Origin of the sequence: Pseudonocardia sp. UM4_GMWB1 (assembly GCF_017312155.1) — a bacterium.
Classification (GTDB): domain Bacteria; phylum Actinomycetota; class Actinomycetes; order Mycobacteriales; family Pseudonocardiaceae; genus Pseudonocardia; species Pseudonocardia alni.
In genome coordinates, this window is the sequence record NZ_QJPN01000001.1 from 5,026,509 (window position 1) to 5,045,294 (window position 18,786).

Genomic DNA, 18,786 nt, shown 5'->3' on the forward strand with positions numbered 1-18,786 from the left:
GCACCGGCCCGTCCCGGCCGTGCGGCTCCCGCCATTCCACGGTGCCGCCGGGCCCTCCGGCCTCCCTAGCGTGGGCGACGATGGCCGTCGACCCCCATGTCCGGCCGTGTGTCAGCGCAGAACACAACCGAGACCAGAACGGGTGGCAGATGAGCGCCAAGAATCTCCAGGAAGTGCTGGACCGGTCCGGGAGCACCGTCGAGCTGCTCCGCAACTCCCAGCTGGGTGCCTACATCTACCCGGTCGTGCCGGCCGAGTTCACCAACTTCCGCCGCGAGGTCACCGCCTGGCAGAACACCGCGGTGCTCTTCGACCAGTCGCACCACATGGTCAACCTCTGGGTCTCCGGACCGGACGCCCTGAAGCTCTTCACCGACACCGGGGTCAACTCCACCGCGACGTTCCCGGTCGACTCCGCCAAGCAGTTCGTGCCGGTCTCCCCCGAAGGCGGCGTGATCGGCGACGGCATCCTGTTCCGCCTCGACGAGGAGGAGTTCGTCTTCGTCGGACGCGCGCCGGTGGCGACCTGGCTGCAGTTCCAGGGCGAGAGCTACGACGTCGAGGTCCGCTACGACGACCGCTCGCCGTCGCGGCCCTACGGCAAGCAGGTCACCCGCGACGTATGGCGCTTCCAGATCCAGGGCCCCCGCGCCTGGGAGGTCATCGAGAAGGTCAACGGCGGTCCCGTCGAGCAGGTCGCGTTCTTCAGGATGGGCTACATGACCATCGCCGGGGAGCGCATCCGCACCCTGCGCCACGGCATGGCGGGCGCGCCCGGCCTGGAGATCTGGGGCCCGTACGGCACCTACGACAAGGTCCGCGACGCGATCCTCGAGGCCGGTCGCGAGTTCGGCATCGAGCCCGCCGGGGCACGCGCCTACTCGTGCAACACCCTCGAGTCCGGATGGATCCCCTCGCCGCTGCCCGCCGTCTACACCAGCGAGGAGCTGCGGCCCTACCGCGAGTGGCTCGGTCCTAACAGCTACGAGGCCATCAACGCCCTCGCGGGCAGCTTCGTCTCCGACCGGATCGAGGACTACTACCTCAACCCCTGGGAGCTCGGCTACGGCGGATTCGTGAAGTTCGACCACGACTTCATCGGCCGCAGCGCGCTGGAGGCCGTCGACCCCGCCACCCAGCGCCGCAAGGTCACCCTCGAGTGGAACACCGAGGACGTCGCGAGGCTCCTCGCCTCACCGGTCACCGAGGGACCCGGCTACCAGTTCTTCGACCTGCCCAACGCCAACTACGGCTCCTCGAACTACGACGCCGTCACCGACGCCGACGGCAACACCGTCGGTCTCTCGCTGTTCACCGGCTACAGCGCCAACGAGCGCAAGGCCCTCTCGCTGGCCACCGTCAACCCGGACGTCCCGCTGGGCGCCGAGGTCTCGGTGATCTGGGGCGAGCCGGACGGCGGCTCGGGCAAGACCACGGTGCAGCCGCACGAACAGCTCGCCGTCCGCGCGATCGTCAGCCCCGCCCCCTACGCGGCCATGGCCCGCGAGACCTACCAGACGGGGTGGCGCACCGCAGCCACGGGCTGATACTGGTCGTGAGGACGCCGGCCCCGGGTCACCCGTGGCCGGCGTCCTCGTGCCCGTCCAGGTGGCCGTCCCGGAACCGGGCATCGGGCGAGGGGGCCGGACCTCCTGCGACGGGCGTCAGGCCTGGGGCGGCAGCAGCCCCTGCCGGACGGCGATCAGCGCAGCCTGGGTCCGCGAGGTCAACTGCAGTTTGCGCAGCACATTGCTCACGTGGGTGCGTGCCGTCCGCTCGCTGATGACCAGCTCGTCGGCGATCGCCTGGTTGGAGTGGCCCTGCGCCACCAGGATGAGCACGTCCCGCTCCCGGCCGGTCAGCGCACTGATGCCGGTCGGCGGCGCGACGATCTCCCGGGTCAACTGCCGCGCGACGGCCGGGTCGAGGAAGACGTCCCCCTTCGCCGCCGCCCGGATCGCGGCGACCACCTCGCCCGGCTCCGCGTCCTTGAGCAGGTAGCCGGACGCACCGTTCGCGAGCGCGGCGTGCACCCGTTCCATCTCGCCGAAGCTGGTCAGCACCACCACGCGCACCCCGGGGAACCGCTCGGTGATCCGCGAGGTCGCGACCACCCCGTCCATCCTGGGCATCAGGAGGTCGATCAGGACCACGTCGGGCAGCTCGGAGTGCGCCGCCATCGACTCCAGACCCTCGAGCGCCTCCTGACCGTCCGCCGCCTCCGCGGCGACCTCGAGGTCGTCGAGGACCTCCAGGTAGGCCCGGATCCCCCGCCGCACCACGGCGTGGTCGTCGACGATGAGGACCCGGACCCGGGTCACCACCTCGGGCCGGTCCGCGGTCGTACCGTCGAGAGCGTTCATGGTCTGGCCTCGTTCCCTCGGTCCACGGGCGTCGCCGGGGCGCCCTCCTCGTCGCTCGGCGTCAGGGGCAGGACGGCGCTCACCGCGGTGCCACCGGCCTTCCGGGGCCGGACGCACACGGTGCCGCCCCAGCGTTCCGCGCGCTCGCGCATACTCGTCAGGCCGTAGCCGCCGCCCAGCTCGTCGCCGCCCAGCTCCTCGCCGCCGGCACGACCCGCCCCGATGCCGCGGCCGTCGTCGGCCACCGTGATCGTCAGCGTGTGGTCGCGCACGCCCATCCGGATCGTCACGCGGCCCGCCTTCGCGTGCTTGACGACGTTGTGGACGGCCTCGGCGAGGATGCGGTAGACGTCCTCGGCCATCTCGGGCGGCACCCTGGCCAGTCCCTGCTGGATCCTGAGGCTGAAGCGCAGCCCGGTCCGGTTGGTGCTGCTCTCCACGAGGGCCCGGACCGCCTCCTCCAACCCCGGCTGCGGCGGGGCCGAGGGCCGCAGCTCGTGCACCATCGCTCGCAGGTCCGCCAGGACCGTGCGGGCGAGCAGGCCCACCTCGTCGGCGATCCGGCGCACGCTGTCCGCGGACACGGTGTCGCCACGTCCGCCGAGGACGGCCATCGACTTGGCCTGCATCCCGATCGAGAACACCTGCTGCACGATGGAGTCGTGCAGGTCGCGCGCCAGCTTCTGGCGTTCCCCGCGCCGGGCCAGCTCCCGCTCGTTCTGCAGCAGCGAGGCGTAGTCCACCGCCACCGCGGCCTGTTCGGCCATCGCCTCGAGGAACTCGACCGCGCGACCGCCGACGACCTGTCCCGGGGCGAAGAAGGCGTTGAGGATGCCCGCCGAGCGACCCCGGACCAGGAGCGGGACGCTGGCGAACCAGTTCCAGTCGAGCTCCCCGAGATACTCGTGCAGGGGCTGCCAGGCCGGGTCCTCCTGGATGGACGCCCAGCGGTCGGCGACGACCACGGGCTCGCGCTGCTCGAACGCGTCCAGCATCCGCAGTCCGGCGCCGCGCTCCCGGCACTGCACGAGGCGTTCGAAGAAGTCCGGCCAGCGCCGGAAGCCGGCCGAGCCCATGATCCGGAGAGCCTCGCCCGACCGGTCCAGGGTCAGGATCTGCACCCCGGCCAGCGCATCGGCCTGGAGCACCTCCCGGGCGAGGGCGTCCAGGGTGGCGGTGATCGACCCCTCGGAGGCGAGCGTCGCCGAGGCGCGGGCGATGGCGGTCACCCGCCGCTGCCGGTGGCGCTCCTCGCCCACGTCCCGGAAGGTCACGACGGTGAGCCCGGAGTGGTCGGGCAGCGGTCGCGTGCGGTAGGCGAACTCCCGACGCACCCCCGCGACCGGAGCCCACAGGCAGACCTGCTCCGTCCCGCCCTCGTCGAGGAGGGCGAGGGGATCGACCTGTGGGTTCCGTGAGAGCTCGAAGGGCGCCGGCATCCCGATCAGATCGTCGAGGGGGCGGGCGCACAGGACGACCGCAGCGTCGTTCAGCTGAAGGAACAGACCGTCCGGGTCCACGACCGCCAGACCGTCCGGGGCGTGGCGCGCCAGCGTGGACCAGGACACGAACGGCCCCGCCTCCACCATCGATGCTCCTCCCGCGCCCACGCCCCTGCCGACAGCATGCCGACCCGGCCGGCGGGCGTCACCCACCCCGGCCCGATCTACGTCATCCGTCGCGGGGGCACCGGGCGGACCGTCCGGCACGTCCGGGGCGGAAGCCTCGCTCCGGCCACCTCACGGTGGTCGACGCCGCGGTCGACCCGCTCGCCGAGTTCTGCACCGCCCACCTGTGGACGCCTGGAGCCCGGCACGCCGTCACCCACCCGCCGGGGCCGGAGGGTGCGCCCGGTCGCCGTCGCCGGACCCTGCGCCGCGAGGCGGGCTAGGGTCGACACCGGTTCGTTAGCTCCGGACAAGGAGATGCCGTGGGAAACGACGTCGTCGTGCCGGCCGGTCCCGCGGGGCGGCGGCACCGGCTGCTGATCCTGGCCGTGCTGTGCACCAGCATCCTGATCGTCTCGATGGACGTCACGATCATCAACGTGGCGCTCCCCGCCCTGGTCACCGACCTGCGCGCCTCGATCACCGAGCTGCAGTGGACCGTCGACGCCTACACCGTGGTGCTGGCCTGCTTCCTGATGCTGGCCGGTGCGACGGCCGACCGGGTCGGGCGCCGCCGCGTCTTCCAGACCGGGCTCGTCCTGTTCGGGGTCGGGTCGCTGCTGTGCAGCCTGGCCCCGACGGTCGGCTGGCTGATCGGGGCACGGGTGGTCCAGGCGCTCGGCGGCGCGATGCTCAACCCGGTCGCCATGTCGATCATCACCAACGTCTTCACCGACGTCCGGGAGCGGGCCCGCGCGATCGGGGTGTGGGGCGCGATGGTCGGCATCTCGCTCGGCGTCGGCCCGGTGCTCGGCGGGCTGCTCGTGGACACCGTCGGCTGGCGGGCGATCTTCTGGGTGAACATCCCCGTCGTGCTGGCGGCCTGGATCCTGACGGCGCGGCTCGTCCCGGAGTCGCGGGCCGCCCGTCCGCGGCGGGCCGACCCGGTGGGGCAGCTGCTCGTGGTGGCGCTGCTCGGGTCGACGGTGGCAGCGGTGATCGAGGGGCCGCGGCTGGGCTGGTCGTCGGCGGGGGTGCTCGGGCTGGCGGTGCTGGCCGTCGTCGCGCTGGTCTCCCTGGTCGTCTGGGAGCGGCGCCACCCCGAACCGCTGGTGGAGCTGCGGTTCTTCCGGAGCGCCCCGTTCGCCTCGGCGACGGTGATCGCGGTCTGCGCGTTCGCGGCGTTCGGCTCGCTGCTGTTCCTGTCCGCGCTCTACCTGCAGGACGTCCGCGGGCTCGGTGCGCTGCAGGCCGGTCTGACCCTGCTGCCGGCCGCCGTCGCCACCACGGTGGTCGCGCCGCTGTCCGGGCGGATGGTCGCCGCCCGCGGGGCACGCCTGCCGCTGGTGCTGGGCGGGAGCGCGATGGTGCTGGTCGCGCTCACCTTCTCCCAGCTCTCCCCGACGACGCCGCTGTGGCTGATCCTGCTCGCGCACGGGGTGTTCGGCTGCGGGTTCGCCCTGCTCAACCCGCCGATCACGAACACCGCGGTGAACGGGATGCCGCCGGAGCGGGCCGGGGTCGCCGCCGCGGTGGCCTCGACGAGCAGGCAGGCCGGGCAGTCGTTCGGCGTCGCGGTCAGCGGGACCGTGGTCGCCACCGCGGCGAGCACCGCCGCCGGGGTCGCAACGGCGTGGGCGGTCGTGACGCCGCTGACGGTGGCGGTCGTGGTGCTCGGAGTGCTGGGGACGACGGCGCGGGCCCGTGCCTCGGCGGCACGGGTCGCGGCGCTGTTCCCCGCGGCCCCGTCCCCCGCCCGCGCGTCCTGAGCGGGAGGAGCCTCCCCGACCTCAGACGGCGAAGAGCTGCCCGAGGTCGGCGAAGGCCTTGAACTCGAGCGCGTTGCCCGCGGGGTCGAGGAAGAACATCGTCCACTGCTCCCCCGGCTCGCCCTCGAACCGCACGTAGGGCTCGATGACGAAGTCGGTGCCCGCGGCGGTGAGCCGCTCGGCCAGCGCCCGGAACTCCGGGACGCTCAGGACCAGGCCGAAGTGCGGGACCGGCACGTCGTGGCCGTCGACGGGGTTGCTCCCGGCCACGCCGGCGCGCGGGGTGTCCGACGGCTCGCCGACCTGGTGGGTGACGACCTGGTGCCCGGCGACGTTCCAGTCCGTCCAGCGCTCGGCGGAGCGGCCGCGGCCGAAGCCGAGCAGCGTGCCGTAGAACTCCCGGGCCGCCTCGATGTCGTCCACCGGGATCGCCAGGTGGAAGGGCGGGCGGACGGACGTGACGGTCGCGGGGGTCGCGGGGGTCTCCGTGGTCGGTGCGGGCACAGCGGTACCTCTCCTTCGGTGTCGGGACACGTACAGCGTGCACGGACGCCCCCGGCGTCGCGCTCGACGGGTGCGGCGCCGGAGGACGCACGATCGTCGCGGCCGCGGCGGGTGACCCGGGTCGCCCCGACATGACCGCGGAGCCCGCGCCCGCCACGATGGACCCCATGGCCCGACCCGACCACGCCGTCTTCCTCAAACGCTCGTTCTCGAAGATGGACCAGCTCGCGACCCCGTTCCTCACCGGACGGCGGCTGTGCCGCCAGCTCGCCGCCGTCGTCCCGCGCGGGACGAACGGCGTCGTCGTCGAACTCGGCGCCGGACCGGGGGTGCTCGCCGAGCCGATCCGCGAGCGGCTCGGGCCGCACGCGCGCTACCTCGCGATCGAGATCGACTCCGAGCTGGTCGCGCACCTGCGCCGGCACAAGCCGTGGCTGGAGGTCGTCCAGGGCGACGTCGCCGACCTGGACCGGATCCTCGACGAGGCCGGCATCACCGAGGTCGACGCGTTCGTCTCGACCCTGCCGTGGGCGGTGTTCCCGCAGACCCTGCGCCTGCAGGTCATGGGCACGATCGCGCGCCGACTGGTCCCGGGCGGGGTGATGAGCATGATCATCACCTGGATGGCGCTGCCGAACCGGGTGCGGGTGCTGCGCGACCTGCTCGACACCCACTTCGACGAGGTCGTGGAGACCGCGACCGAGTGGCGCAACCCGCCGCCCGCCCGCACCTTCCTGTGTCGCCGACCGCTCCCCCAGTTCAACTCTCTCGACGAGCAAGATACTCGTTCAGTGAGCTAACATTGCCGAGTGACCGCGGAACGGACGATCGTCGCGGGCGGTGGCCCCGGCGGCATGCTGCTCGCCTACCTGCTGGCCCGGGCGGGCTTGCCGGTGACGCTGCTCGAACGCCACCGGGACTTCGACCGCGACTTCCGCGGCGACTCCCTGCACCCGTGGACCCTGGAGCTGCTCGACCGCCTCGGGCTGACCGACCGGCTGCTCGCGCTGCCCCACGTGCCGGCCCGTCAGTTCCGGTTCCGCACGCCGAGGGGCGTGGTGACCACCACCGACTACGGCCTGCTCGACACCCCGTACGACTACGTGGCCCTGATGCCGCAGGCCCGCTTCCTGGACTTCCTCGCCGCGGAGGCCGCCGCGCTGCCGGCCTTCGAGCTGCGCACCGGGGCCGCCGTCACCGGACTGCTCGGGGCGGGCACCGCCGACGACCCGGTGCGCGGGGTGCGGCTGCGGTCCGGCGAGGAGCTCGCGGCGGGCCTGGTCGTCGCCGCCGACGGCCGGTTCTCCAGGATCCGGTCGCTGGCCGGGCTGACCGCACGGTCGCAGGGCGCGACGACCGACCTGCTGTGGTTCGCGCTCCCCCACCGCGACGGTGACCCGCCGGACGCCGACGTCGACCTGTTCCTGGGCACCCGCCACTACGTCGGGCTGCTCGGCGGCCCGGGCCGCTGGCAGGTCGGACTGTCGTTGCCCAAGGGCGGCTACCCGGCGCTGCGCGAGGCAGGCGTGGAGTACGTGCGGCGCGAGGTGGCCGAGCGCGTGCCGTGGCTCGCCGACCGGGTCGGGCTGCTCACCGATCTCAACCAGGCGACGCTCCTGTCGGTCGACATCTCGCGCGTCCCGACCTGGCACCGACCGGGGCTGCTGCTGATCGGCGACGCCGCGCACGTCATCTCCCCGGTCGGCGGCAACGGGATCCTGATGGCCCTGCAGGATGCGCTCGCCGCGGCGAACCACCTGGTCCCCGCACTGCGGGCGGGCACGGTCGGCACCGCGACGCTCGCCGCGGTCCAGGCCGAGCGGGAGCCCGCGATCGTGTCCGTGCAGGCCCAGCAGGTCCGCATCGAGCGCGGGGTGGCACGGGCCCGCGAGCGCGGGCGCACCATCACCCCGCCGGCGTTCGTCCGGCTGCTGATGCGGGTGCCCGCGGTGCGCCGGCGCTCCGCCCGCGGCAACGCCTACGGCCCGGTACCGGTCCACCCGTCTCCGGAGCTGGAGCGGGCGCTCGGGCTCGGCCCGGCACCGGTTCCCGCCCGAGGCCGACGGCTGCGCCCACGGTGCGGGACGTAGCGTCGGGCCGGTGAGCACCCCCGGACCCGCCACCGCGCCGACCGTCCTGCCCGTCCTCGCGGCCGCCGTCCCGCTGGCCGTCGTCGAGCGGGACGGCACGGTCGAGTCGGTGCACCTGGGCACCGTCGCGGTGCACCACCGCGACGGCACCGTGACCGGCTCCGGCGACCCGGACGTGGCGTTCCTGCCGCGCTCGGCGCTGAAGCCGGTGCAGGCGGTGGCGATGCTGCGGGCCGGGCTGGACCTCGACGGCGAGCTGCTGGCACTGGCCTGCGCCTCGCATTCCGGCGAGCCCGGCCACGTCGACGGTGTCCGGCGCATCCTCACCGGTGCCGGGCTGGACGAGGCCGACCTGGACAACACCCCGGACCTTCCGCTGGGGCCGGCGGCTGCGGCGGCCGTCCGCGCGGCGGGGGCGGGACCGTCGCCGGTGCTGCAGAACTGCTCGGGCAAGCACGCCGCGATGCTCGCCGCCTGCGTGTCCGCGGGGTGGCCGACGGCCGGCTACCGCGACCCCGCGCACCCGCTGCAGCGGCTGGTCCGGGAGACCGTCGCCGAGCTGACCGGGGTGCCGGTCGGCGTCACCACCGTCGACGGCTGCGGCGCCCCGCTGTTCGGCACCACCCCGGCCGGGCTGGCCAGGGCCTTCGCAACGCTGGCGACGGCCGCCCCGGACACCGCTGAGGGGCGGGTCGCGGCCGCGGTCCGCGCGCACCCGTGGTGGGTCGGCGGCACGGACCGGCCGGTGACCCGGTTGACCGGCGCAGTGCCGGGCCTGGTCGCCAAGGACGGCGCCGAGGGTGTGCTGGCGGCCGCGCTGCCCGACGGGCGGGCGTTCGCCGTCACCGTGCTGGACGGGTCGCCGCGACCACTGCCGGTCGTCGCCCGCGCCGTGCTGGAGTCCCTCGGCGCCGGGTCCGACGCGCTCACCGCCGCGACCCGCACCGACGTGCTCGGCCACGGCTCGCCCGTGGGCGCGGTCCGCGCCCTGCTCTGAGCGGTCCGGTCAGCCGCCGCCGTTCGCGCGCGTGTGGTCCGCGGCCCGCCCGAGGCGGGCGGCGACCGCGTCGAGGTGCTCCACCAGCTCGACCGGCTCGACCACCTCGAAGTCGACGCCGAAGAAGCACAGCCACACCGCCAGCGACTCCAGGGTCCAGGCCCCGGCCGCGAGCTCGCAGCGGTCCCCGCCGAGGTCGGTCACGATCCCCGACGCCGGGGTGACGTGCTCGGCGATCTGCTCCGCCGGGGCGTGGAAAACGATCCGCGCCCGGTGCGGGTAGGCACCCGAGGAGATGCCGCGCTGGGCGAACGCGGCGAGCCCGCCCTCCGGTTCCGGGCGCGGGACGAAGCGCGGCCCGGCGGGCAGCTTGGGCCGCATCCGGTCCACCCGGAAGGTGCGACGGTCGTCGCGGCCGGTGTCCCAGGCGACGAGGTACCAGCGGCGTCCGGTGTGCACGAGACCCTCGGGCTCGGCGACCCGGCGGGTCTCGGTCCCGTCCCCCGCGACGTAGTCGAACCGCAGGACCTCGTGGTCGCGGCAGGCGGCGGCCAGCGCGGACAGCACGTCCGCGTCGACGGTCGGGCCGCGCGCGGCGAGTGTGGACGTCGCGGTGCCCAGCGCGGCGACGCGGCGACGCAGCCGGTTCGGCAGGACCTGCTCCAGCTTGGCCAGGGCCCGGACCGAGGTCTCCTCGATGCCCGAGACCGATCCGCCCGCGGCGGTCCGCAGCCCGACCGCGACGGCGACGGCCTCGTCGTCGTCGAGCAGCAGGGGTGGCAGCGCTGCCCCGGCGCCGAGCCGGTAGCCGCCGGTCACTCCGGGTGTGGAGTGGACCGGGTAGCCGAGGGTGCGGAGCTTGTCGACGTCGCGGCGGACGGTGCGCACGTCGACGTCGAGGCGCTCGGCCAGGGCGGGCCCCGTCCAGTCGCGCGGCACCTGCAGCAGCCCGAGCAGGCGCAGCAGCCGCGCCGATGTCCCCATCACGACGACCAGTGTGCCGCCGATTCCGGTCGGATCCTGTCCTGGATGGCGGCGGACGGAGCGGAGCAGACCGGAACCACGGCATCCGAGGAGATCGTCGGCACCACCTCCGGTGTGGAGGGGCGGCCGCGGCGACGCCGACGAGCCCGCGGGCTGAGCCCGCCCCGGCCCCGGGACGCCGGGAGGGGCCGTCTACGGTCGCCGCCGTGGACACGAGCGAGCGGGTCGGCCGGTACGTGCGGATGGTGGCCCTGGAGGGGCAGGGGACCGAACTGGCGGGCGCGCTGCTCCGCGTCGCCGACGACATGGCCGCCCAGCCCGGCTGCCTCGCCTACGTGGTGAACGCCACCCCCGACGAGCCCGACGTCGTCTGGGTCACCGAGATGTGGTCCGACGCGGCGTCGTCGGAGGCGGCACTGAGCCGCGACATCGGCGAGAGCGGCCTGGGCGACGTGCTGGCGCTGCTCACCGCCCCGCCGGACTACATCGAGGTCACCCCGCTCGGCGGGCCCGGCCTGACCGGCCTGCCCGGCTGAGCGCCGGGCCGGCCGGGCCGGCTCAGTCGCGGTCGGAGCGCTCCTTGCGGGCACGCAGCGACCCGGCGTGGGCGGTCATCGACGGGTCGTTGCGCGTCTTGATCAGGCTCGCGACGGTGACCACGGCGAGGATCCCCAGGATCACGACCAGGCTGGCCATGGTCGGGATCTCCGGGACGGCCGGGTTGATGTCGACGTGGGCCCAGTGCAGCACCAGCTTCACCCCGATGAAGCCCAGGATGACCGCCAGGCCGGTCGAGAGGTAGACCAGGCGGTCAAGCAGGCCCTTGACCAGGAAGAACAGTGCTCGCAGGCCGAGCAGGGCGAAGGCGTTCGCCGTGAAGACGATGAACGCCTCCTGGGTCACGCCGAACACCGCGGGGATCGAGTCGAGCGCGAACAGCAGGTCGATGCCGCCGATCGAGACCAGCACGATGAACATCGGGGTGGCGACCCGGCGGCCGTTGTCCCGGGTGAACAGCTTCCCGCCGTCGTACTCCTCGGTGACCGGGAAGAGCCTGCGCGCGCCCTTCACGACCAGGTTGTCCTCGATGTCGGGGTCCTCGTCCTTGTGCCGGTAGAGCTGCACGGCGGTCCACAGCAGGAGCAGACCGAAGACCAGGAACATGAACGAGAACAGGTTCAGCAGCGTCGCCCCGACCGCGATGAAGATCGCGCGCATGATCAGGGCGAGCACGATGCCGAAGGTCAGCACCTTCTGCTGGTGCTCCTCCGGCACCGCGAACGTCGTCATGATCACGACGAAGACGAACAGGTTGTCGACCGACAGGCTCTTCTCGACGATGTAGCCCGTGAAGTACTGGGTGCCGAAGTCCCAGCCGTGGATCGTCGCGAACACCAGCCCGAACGCGATCGCGACCAGGATGTAGAACACCGACCAGGCGGTGGCCTCCTTGAATCCCACCCGGTGCGGCCGCAGCCAGCCCAGGACGAGGTCGAACGCGAGCAGCGCGATGATCACGCCGATCGTGACGGCCCATTCGAGGCCGCTGATCTCGAGCACCGGGTCCTCCTGCAGGTCACCACACCGACCACGCTGGTCGGTTGCGGAGCGCACCATATCGGGCAGTCAGGACACCGCGCCCGTCCTGAGGCCGGGCGCGGACCGCGATCAGCCCTTCGGACGCGCCGCGAAGACCCCCTCGGCGGGGAACGCCCCGTTCGCCAGGGCCGTCCGGACGAACGCCCCGCCGAGCTCCCCGAGCCGCGTGGCCCCGTCGGCGCCGAGCGCGGACCACGGGGCGGCGCCGAGGCGGTGGGTGTCGTTCTCGATCCGCTTGCGCAGTGCCGTGCCCTCCTCGGTCAGGACCGGTTCGACGGCGTCGTCCCCGGCCGTGTCGGCCGGCTGCAGCAGGCCGCGGTCCGCGAGCCCGGCGACGGCGGCGTTCCACTCGGCGGCCGACCAGCCGCGGCTGCCGCGGGCGAAGGCCACGGTGAACCCGGTGCCCGTCGCGGTCGCGGTGACCAGCGCCTCCAGCCCGGACAGCCCGGCCTCGACCAGCAGCGCGATGTGCCCGTCGCCGCGGTGCTCGCGCAGGATCGACAGTGCGTGCCAGAGGACCAGGTGCGGCTCGGTCGGCCAGGGCACGTCGAGGTGGCCGGCGGCGAGCGGGCGCCCGTCGGGGGTGACGGCCCCGGCCGCGGTCCGGGCCAGCCCGGCGGCCTCGACCATCTCGGGCGAGGCGACGGCGTCGTCGCCCAGGGTGCGGCGCAGCGAGGCGTCGGCGACGGCGAACCGCACGTCGAGCAGGTCCGCTGCGGACACCAGCTCCCAGGCCCGCGGGACCGACTTCGCGACCAGGCGCGGGGAGAAGTTGTAGAACGTCGCGGTGACCACCGAGGCGCCGACCGCGCCCATCGGTGCGGCCCGCGGGGCGAAGTAGCTCATCCGGCCCGGCTCCAGCCCGGCGGCGGTGTAGGCCGGTTCGCCCTCGGGGGCGAAGTAGACCTGGGAGTGCAGCGGTTCCAGCCCACGGGCGAGGCGCCCGGCGGCGACGGCGGCGTCGTTCATGCCCGGACGTTAACCCGTTCAGAGCACTCCGGGCAGCACGAGCAGTGCCCAGGCCAGCAGCGGACCGACCAGCACGACCACGCCGGCGTAGGCGAGCATCTGCCGGTAGAAGCGGTCCCGGTCGACGTCGGCGGGCGCGTTGGCGAGCACCAGCGCCCCGTTCGTGGAGAACGGGCTGACGTCGACGACGGTCGCGGCCACCGCGAGCGCCGCCACCATCCCGACCGCGGACACCTCGCCCTGCTGCAGGAACGGCAGGGCCAGCGGGATCGCGACGCCGAGGATCGCCACCGAGGACGCGAACGCCGAGAGCACGCCGCCGACGTAGCAGAGCAGCAGCGCCGCGAGCAGCGGTGCGCCGATCCCGCTGATCCCCGAGGAGACCAGGTCGACCGCGCCGGCCTCCAGGAGCACGCCTACGTAGGTGACGACACCGCAGATCAGCAGGACGGTGGACCAGGAGATCCTCCCGACGACGTCCGGGCGGCGCGGGGCGACCAGCCGCAGCACGATCGCGACGGCGAGCGCGACGACGCCGACGTCCCAGCCGAACGCGGCGGAGCCGACGGCCATGAGCGCGATGCCGGCCAGCGTGATGCCCTGCTCCAGCCCGACCCGGCCGGCGACCGGGGCCTCGGTCATCGTGCCGGTCGCGGTGCCGGTGCCCCCGGCGGGGGCGGCGTCGGCGTCCGGCGCCTCGACCGGGTCGACCGTGCGCCCGACGAGCGACCGGCCGCCGAGCACCACGAAGATCACGACGGCGATCACGACGTTGACCACGAGCGGGGTCAGGAACAGCGCGATCGGGTCGCTGGGCAGGCCCACGCCCGCCATCGTCGAGTTCACGAACGCGCCGTAGACGGTGATCGGCGAGAACGCCCCGCCGAGCGCGCCGTGCACGACCATCATGCCCATGAGCAGCAGGTTGATGCCGTAGCGCCGGGCGAAGGGCATCGCCAGCGGTGCGACGATCGCGACCGCGAACAACGCCCCGAGCCCCGAGAGCCCGCAGGAGATCGCGAAGAACACGAACGGCGCGAGCACCAGCCGCCCGCGGACGGCCCGCATCGCCCAGTGGACCAGCAGGTCGACGGTGCCGTTGGCCGTCGCCAGCGCGAACAGGTAGGTCAGCCCGACGAGCAGCAGGAACAGGTCTCCGGGGAAGCCCGCGAGGACGTCGTCGAGGCTCAGCCCCAGCACGCCGATCCCGACCGCGGCCGCGCCGAGCAACCCCAGTGCGCCGAGGTTGACCGGCATCGTCGTGGCGATCACGAACATGACCACCAGTACGGCGATCGCGATGATCTCGGGCCCCATCGGCCTCGCTCCTCGGTGTCGACCGGCCCGGACGGCGGTGACCGGGCCGGACGACACCGTGACAGATGACCCACATCGTGAGCAAGCGACCACATCGCGGTGTTCCACAGTCTGGTCAACCGTTGACAGCCGACCGCGGACCGGCGCACGGTGCCCCCGTCGGTCACAGCGGGGTGGTACGGCGACGGCGTGGAGGGGCACCGGATGGGTCTGTTCGAGACGATGCAGCAGCGCTCCACACCGGTCCGGGCCGGCGTGATCGGTGCGGGCACGTTCGCGACGATGTTCCTGCACCAGGCGGCCCGGGTGCCGAACCTGCAGGTCAGCGCCGTCGTCGACCTCTCGGAGGAGCGTGGCCGCGCCGCACTGGACACCGCCGGGCTCACCGGGACCCGGGTCGCGACCTCGGTCGACGCGGTGCTCGGGGCCGACGACGTGGACGTCGTCGTCGAGGCGACCGGCTCCCCCGTCGCGGGCGCCGCGCACGCGCTGGGCGCGATCGAGGCCGGGCAGCACGTCGTGATGGTGACCGTCGAGGCCGACGTGCTCGTCGGTCCGGTGCTCGCGGCCCGCGCGGCCGAGCGGGGCGTGGTCTACACGATGGCCTCGGGCGACCAGCCCAGCCTGATCTGCGAGCTGGTGGACTGGGCGCGGACCAACGGCTTCGCTGTCGTCGCCGCCGGGAAGGGCACCAAGTACCTGCCGGAGTACCACCGCTCCACGCCGGAGACGGTGTGGGGGCACTACGGGTTCACCCCCGAGCACGCGGCGGGGTCCGGGTTGAACCCGGTCATGTTCAACTCCTTCCTCGACGGCACGAAGTCCGCGATCGAGATGGCCGCCGTCGCGAACGCGACCGGCCTGCTCCCGCCGGAGGACGGGCTCGCCTTCCCGCCCGCGGGCACCGACGACCTGCAGCAGGTGTGCATCCCGCGCGAGGCGGGCGGGGTGCTGGACCGGACCGGGACGGTGGAGGTCGTGTCGTCGCTGCACCGCGACGGGAGCCCCGTGGACCGGGACCTGCGGTGGGGCGTCTACGTGACGCTGGAGGCGCCGAGCGACTACGTGGCGGCCTGCTTCGCGAACTACGGGCTGCGCACCGACCCCTCGGGCCGCTACACCGCGATGTACCGGCCGTACCACCTCATCGGGCTGGAGCTGGCCCAGAGCGTGTGCGCCGCGGGGGCCCGCGGCGCGGACTCCGGGCGGCCGCGGGGCTGGGTGGCCGACGTCGTCGCCACCGCCAAGCGCGACCTGGTCCCCGGGGACCGGCTCGACGGCGAGGGCGGCTCGACCGTGCACGGGGTCGTCCGCCCGGCCGCCGCGGCCCGGACCGGCGGGTTCCTGCCGATCGGGCTGGCCGACGGTGTCGTGCTGCGGCGCGCCGTCGCCGCGGGCGCCCCGGTGACCCGCGACGACGTCGAGCCGGTGACCGGGTCCGGTGTCGCCCACCGGCTGCGGGCGGAGCTGGAGGCCGGGTGACCGGCCCGACGCCGGAGGTCGGGGACCTCGCCGCGCATCCCGGCCTCGGCGACGCGGCGGCCGACCGGGTGCGGGGCCTGATCCTGTCCGGCGAGCTGCGCGACGGCGACCGGCTGGTCGAGCGCGAGCTCGCCACGCGGCTGGGGATCAGCCGGGGCCCGGTCCGCGACGCGCTGCGCAGGCTCGACGCCGAGGGGCTGGTCGTGCTGCTCCCCCGCCGCGGCGCCCGGGTCGCGATGCTGACCGCCGACGACGCCGAGGAGATCATCGCGCTGCGCGCCGCGACCGAGCCGCTGGCCGTGCGGGCACTGGCCACGACCGGATCGGCGGGGCACGCCCGGGAACTCGGCCGGATCGTCGACGACCTGCACGCCGCTTGCGCCGCGCGGGACAGCGCCGCCGCGGTGAGCCTGGACTTCGCACTGCACCGCCGGATCCACGAGCTCTGCGGACGACGACGACTGCTGCACATCTGGGAGACGATCTCGGCGCCGCTGCAGCACGTCTTCCGGCTGTCCCGCGACCTCTACGACGACCTGGGCGACATCGCCGACAGCCACCGCACGCTGCTCGACGACATCACCTCCGGCGACCCGGCCCGCGCCGAGGCCGCCGCGCGGGCCCACGTGACCCGCTTCGGACCGGAGCTGCTGCGGCGGATGCCGCGCGAGGAGGGGGACCAGTGACCGAACCGGGCGCATCGACCGGACCGGGTGCGACGAGGGGGCCGGACGCGGAGACCGCCGCTCCGACCATGTCGGCGCAGCGCATCGCCGTCGCCAGCTTCATCGGCACCGCGATCGAGTTCTACGACTTCTACATCTACGGCACCGCCGCGGCCCTGGTCTTCGGCACGCTGTTCTTCCCCGACCTCGACCCCCTGGTCGGCACGCTGGCGGCGTTCGCGACCTTCGGCGTCGGGTTCGTCGCACGCCCGGTCGGCGCGGTCGCCTTCGGGCACTTCGGCGACCGGGTCGGCCGCAAGGCGACCCTGGTGGTCTCGCTGCTGACGATGGGGGTCGGCACCGTCGCGATCGGACTGCTGCCGACGTACTCGACGATCGGGATCGCCGCGCCCGTCCTGCTGGTGCTGTGCCGGTTCCTGCAGGGCTTCGGGCTCGGCGGCGAGTGGGGCGGTGCGGTCCTGATGGCCACCGAGCACGCGCCCGAGGGACGTCGCGGGCTGTATTCGAGCTTCCCGCAGGTCGGCCCGGCGGTCGGGTTCATCATCGCGAGCGGGGCGTTCCTCGCGCTCTCCGCAGCCCTGACCGACGCCCAGTTCGCCGCCTGGGGCTGGCGGGTGCCGTTCCTGGCCAGCGCGGTCCTGGTGGTCGTCGGGCTCTACATCCGGCTGCGGATCGCCGAGACCCCGGTGTTCGAGAAGGCGATGCGCGAGCAGGAGCGTGAGAAGGCGCCGGTCGCCGAGGTGGTGCGCCGCCAGCCCCGGTCCCTGCTCCTCGCGACCGGCGGGATGATCATCACCCACACGATCTTCTACACGGTCACCACGTTCAGCCTGTCCTACGGCACCTCCGAGCTCGGTCTGTCCCGTACGACACTGCTGGTCGCGGCCATGGTCGCGGCCGCGGTGATGGGCGTGGCGACCCCGGTCCTCGCGGTGCTCTCGGACCGGGTCGGACGGCGCCGGGTGTGTCTATGGGCCTGCATCCTGGCGGTGCTGTGGGCGTTCCCGCTGTTCTGGCTGCTCGGGACCGGTGACGGGGTCCTCATCGCCGTCGGCTTCTCGGTCGCGATGATCGCCTTCGCCGGCGTGTTCGCCCCGATGGGCGCGTTCCTGCCGGAACTGTTCGCGACCCGCTACCGCTACACCGGCGCGTCGATCGGCTACAACGCCTCCAGCATCGTCGGCGGCGGCATCACGCCGCTGCTCGCGACGAGCCTGGTCGCCGCGACCGGCGCCTCCTGGCCGGTGTCGCTGCTGATCGCCGGACTGGCCGCCGTGTCGGGCCTGTGCGTGTGGGGCCTGCACGAGACCCGCACCGCCGACCTGACCGACGCCGGGGCGTTCACCCGCTGACCGGGCGCCACGATCGCGAACCGCTCAGCGGAATCTGCAGTGGTGGACCGCCCGGTCTGCTACCGCTTCCCCATGCGGCGCGACACCTCCCACGACACCTCCCACGACACGGCCCACGACATGCTCGGCGGACCCGACCGGGGCTCCTGGGGTATCGCTGTTCCGCGAATTCGCTTACCGGGTAAGCGAATTCGCGGGAACGGGTCGTCGGATCCGGCCGGCGGCTCCGACCCCGACCCCGGCTCCGACCCCGGCTCCGCCCGGCCACGCGGCGAGGACCGGTCGACCGTCGCGTCGGGTGGGGAGGTCCGCGGAACTCGCTTACCCGGTAAGCGAATCCGTTCGGACTCCACTCCGGGGAGCCCGCTCCCCGATGGCCTCGGATCATCGGAGGCCGTCCGAGACGCCGGAGTCACCGGGGCAGCCGGAGACACCGGGGCCGCCGGGGCCGCCGGGGACATCGGGGCCGCCGGGGGCACCGGGCCCGCCGGGGACATCGGGGACATCGGGGCCGTCGGACGGGACACGCGCGCGTGGCGGACGGAGGCGGAGGAGGACCGCCGGATCCGGGCCGAGACCGCGGAGGTGCTCGGACCGCTCCTCGCCAGGGCGGAGCTGCTCGGCTTCTACCGGATCCGGTCCGTCGCCGAGCGGTTCGGGCTGACGGTGCACGAGTACACGGTGCTCGCCGAGCTGCTGCTCGCCCGTCGGGCCATGACCGGCGCCGAGGTCGCGGAGACCGTCGGGCTCGCGACCGGAGGCACCACCCGGCTGCTCGCGCGGCTGGAGGAGCGCGACCTGATCGAACGCGAGCCGGATCCCGAGGACGGTCGCCGGCTGCTCGTCCTGGCGTCCGCCCGGGCCCACGAGATCCTCTGGAAGGACGTGACCGACACCGGCGCCCGGCGGATCGTGACCGGTGTCCCCGGGGAGTGGATCGACTGGTTCGCGCCGGTGACCGGGCGGATCCTCGACGTCGCCGTGCGCCGGTTCCAGGAGATGCGGGACCACCAGTACCGGGACCGGGTCCGACGGCGTCGGCAGCGGGCGGCAGAACGCTGAGGCGT

Annotated in this window: 18 protein-coding genes; 11 read left to right on the top strand and 7 right to left on the bottom strand. The window is 73.9% G+C overall.

Annotated elements, in window-relative coordinates; genetic code table 11:
• Positions 1-149: 149 nt before the first annotated feature.
• Entirely contained in the window at positions 150-1,547 is a 1,398-nt protein-coding gene (gene ligM, locus DMP15_RS23485; protein WP_161151696.1) for a vanillate/3-O-methylgallate O-demethylase, read from the top strand.
• Between the two features lie 117 nt (positions 1,548-1,664).
• Here ligM and DMP15_RS23490 read toward each other — a convergent pair whose 3' ends face one another.
• Together DMP15_RS23490 and DMP15_RS23495 are read right to left on the bottom strand one after the other, a co-directional pair.
• On the bottom strand, positions 1,665-2,363 hold the full coding sequence (locus DMP15_RS23490; protein WP_073575433.1) for a response regulator: 699 nt from the start codon (positions 2,361-2,363) through the stop codon (positions 1,665-1,667).
• Positions 2,360-3,952 (bottom strand): sensor histidine kinase, encoded by a 1,593-nt coding sequence (locus tag DMP15_RS23495; RefSeq protein WP_337826456.1) that lies wholly within the window; start codon positions 3,950-3,952, stop codon positions 2,360-2,362. The genes DMP15_RS23490 and DMP15_RS23495 overlap by 4 nt, the downstream gene beginning before the upstream one ends.
• Positions 3,953-4,107: 155 nt before the next feature.
• Between DMP15_RS23495 and DMP15_RS23500 the strand changes: the two genes are divergently transcribed.
• Both DMP15_RS23500 and DMP15_RS23505 read left to right on the top strand, forming a co-directional pair.
• Positions 4,108-4,254 (top strand): hypothetical protein, encoded by a 147-nt coding sequence (locus DMP15_RS23500; RefSeq protein WP_161151698.1) that lies wholly within the window; start codon positions 4,108-4,110, stop codon positions 4,252-4,254.
• 39 nt (positions 4,255-4,293) lie between these two features.
• The gene (locus DMP15_RS23505) at positions 4,294-5,739 is read left to right on the top strand and encodes an MFS transporter (RefSeq protein ID WP_304580104.1); all 1,446 of its coding nucleotides are present in this window, start codon (positions 4,294-4,296) and stop codon (positions 5,737-5,739) included.
• Positions 5,740-5,760: 21 nt separating this feature from the next.
• Here the strand turns inward: DMP15_RS23505 and DMP15_RS23510 are convergent, their stop codons facing one another.
• Positions 5,761-6,243, bottom strand: a complete 483-nt coding sequence (locus DMP15_RS23510) for a VOC family protein (protein WP_100879905.1) — start codon at positions 6,241-6,243, stop codon at positions 5,761-5,763.
• Between the two features lie 167 nt (positions 6,244-6,410).
• Between DMP15_RS23510 and DMP15_RS23515 the strand changes: the two genes are divergently transcribed.
• From DMP15_RS23515 to DMP15_RS23525, 3 genes are read left to right on the top strand one after another with little or no spacing between them, the layout of a single operon-like run.
• Complete coding sequence (locus tag DMP15_RS23515; RefSeq protein WP_337826457.1) at positions 6,411-7,043, top strand: class I SAM-dependent methyltransferase; 633 nt, start codon at positions 6,411-6,413, stop codon at positions 7,041-7,043.
• A 54-nt stretch (positions 7,044-7,097) separates the two neighbouring features.
• The gene (locus DMP15_RS23520) at positions 7,098-8,333 is read left to right on the top strand and encodes an FAD-dependent oxidoreductase (protein ID WP_073575519.1); all 1,236 of its coding nucleotides are present in this window, start codon (positions 7,098-7,100) and stop codon (positions 8,331-8,333) included.
• Positions 8,334-8,343: 10 nt separating this feature from the next.
• Entirely contained in the window at positions 8,344-9,330 is a 987-nt protein-coding gene (locus DMP15_RS23525) for an asparaginase (RefSeq protein ID WP_083658548.1), read from the top strand.
• 9 nt (positions 9,331-9,339) lie between these two features.
• Here DMP15_RS23525 and DMP15_RS23530 read toward each other — a convergent pair whose 3' ends face one another.
• Positions 9,340-10,317 (bottom strand): WYL domain-containing protein, encoded by a 978-nt coding sequence (locus tag DMP15_RS23530; protein WP_073575436.1) that lies wholly within the window; start codon positions 10,315-10,317, stop codon positions 9,340-9,342.
• A 203-nt stretch (positions 10,318-10,520) separates the two neighbouring features.
• Between DMP15_RS23530 and DMP15_RS23535 the strand changes: the two genes are divergently transcribed.
• Positions 10,521-10,850 carry a putative quinol monooxygenase gene (locus DMP15_RS23535; protein WP_100879901.1) on the top strand — a complete coding sequence of 110 codons (330 nt, stop codon included), beginning with the start codon at positions 10,521-10,523 and terminating at the stop codon, positions 10,848-10,850.
• Between the two features lie 22 nt (positions 10,851-10,872).
• Here DMP15_RS23535 and DMP15_RS23540 read toward each other — a convergent pair whose 3' ends face one another.
• The 3 genes from DMP15_RS23540 to DMP15_RS23550 all read right to left on the bottom strand — a co-directional run bounded on the left by DMP15_RS23540 (position 10,873) and on the right by DMP15_RS23550 (position 14,199).
• Complete coding sequence (locus DMP15_RS23540; protein WP_073575521.1) at positions 10,873-11,874, bottom strand: TerC family protein; 1,002 nt, start codon at positions 11,872-11,874, stop codon at positions 10,873-10,875.
• 108 nt (positions 11,875-11,982) lie between these two features.
• Positions 11,983-12,882 carry an SCO6745 family protein gene (locus DMP15_RS23545; protein WP_073575438.1) on the bottom strand — a complete coding sequence of 300 codons (900 nt, stop codon included), beginning with the start codon at positions 12,880-12,882 and terminating at the stop codon, positions 11,983-11,985.
• An 18-nt stretch (positions 12,883-12,900) separates the two neighbouring features.
• Positions 12,901-14,199 carry an SLC13 family permease gene (locus DMP15_RS23550; RefSeq protein ID WP_337826458.1) on the bottom strand — a complete coding sequence of 433 codons (1,299 nt, stop codon included), beginning with the start codon at positions 14,197-14,199 and terminating at the stop codon, positions 12,901-12,903.
• A gap of 204 nt (positions 14,200-14,403) precedes the next feature.
• Here DMP15_RS23550 and DMP15_RS23555 point away from each other — a divergent pair, with 204 nt between their 5' ends.
• The 4 genes from DMP15_RS23555 to DMP15_RS23570 all read left to right on the top strand — a co-directional run bounded on the left by DMP15_RS23555 (position 14,404) and on the right by DMP15_RS23570 (position 18,781).
• On the top strand, positions 14,404-15,681 hold the full coding sequence (locus tag DMP15_RS23555) for an NAD(P)H-dependent oxidoreductase (RefSeq protein WP_100880884.1): 1,278 nt from the start codon (positions 14,404-14,406) through the stop codon (positions 15,679-15,681).
• Entirely contained in the window at positions 15,678-16,367 is a 690-nt protein-coding gene (locus tag DMP15_RS23560; RefSeq protein ID WP_100879899.1) for a GntR family transcriptional regulator, read from the top strand. Before DMP15_RS23555 ends, DMP15_RS23560 begins: the two co-directional genes overlap by 4 nt.
• A 68-nt stretch (positions 16,368-16,435) precedes the next feature.
• Positions 16,436-17,719, top strand: coding sequence for an MFS transporter (locus tag DMP15_RS23565; RefSeq protein WP_073575522.1), 1,284 nt, complete (start codon positions 16,436-16,438; stop codon positions 17,717-17,719).
• A gap of 585 nt (positions 17,720-18,304) precedes the next feature.
• Complete coding sequence (locus tag DMP15_RS23570) at positions 18,305-18,781, top strand: MarR family winged helix-turn-helix transcriptional regulator (RefSeq protein WP_179760835.1); 477 nt, start codon at positions 18,305-18,307, stop codon at positions 18,779-18,781.
• Positions 18,782-18,786: the final 5 nt, after the last annotated feature.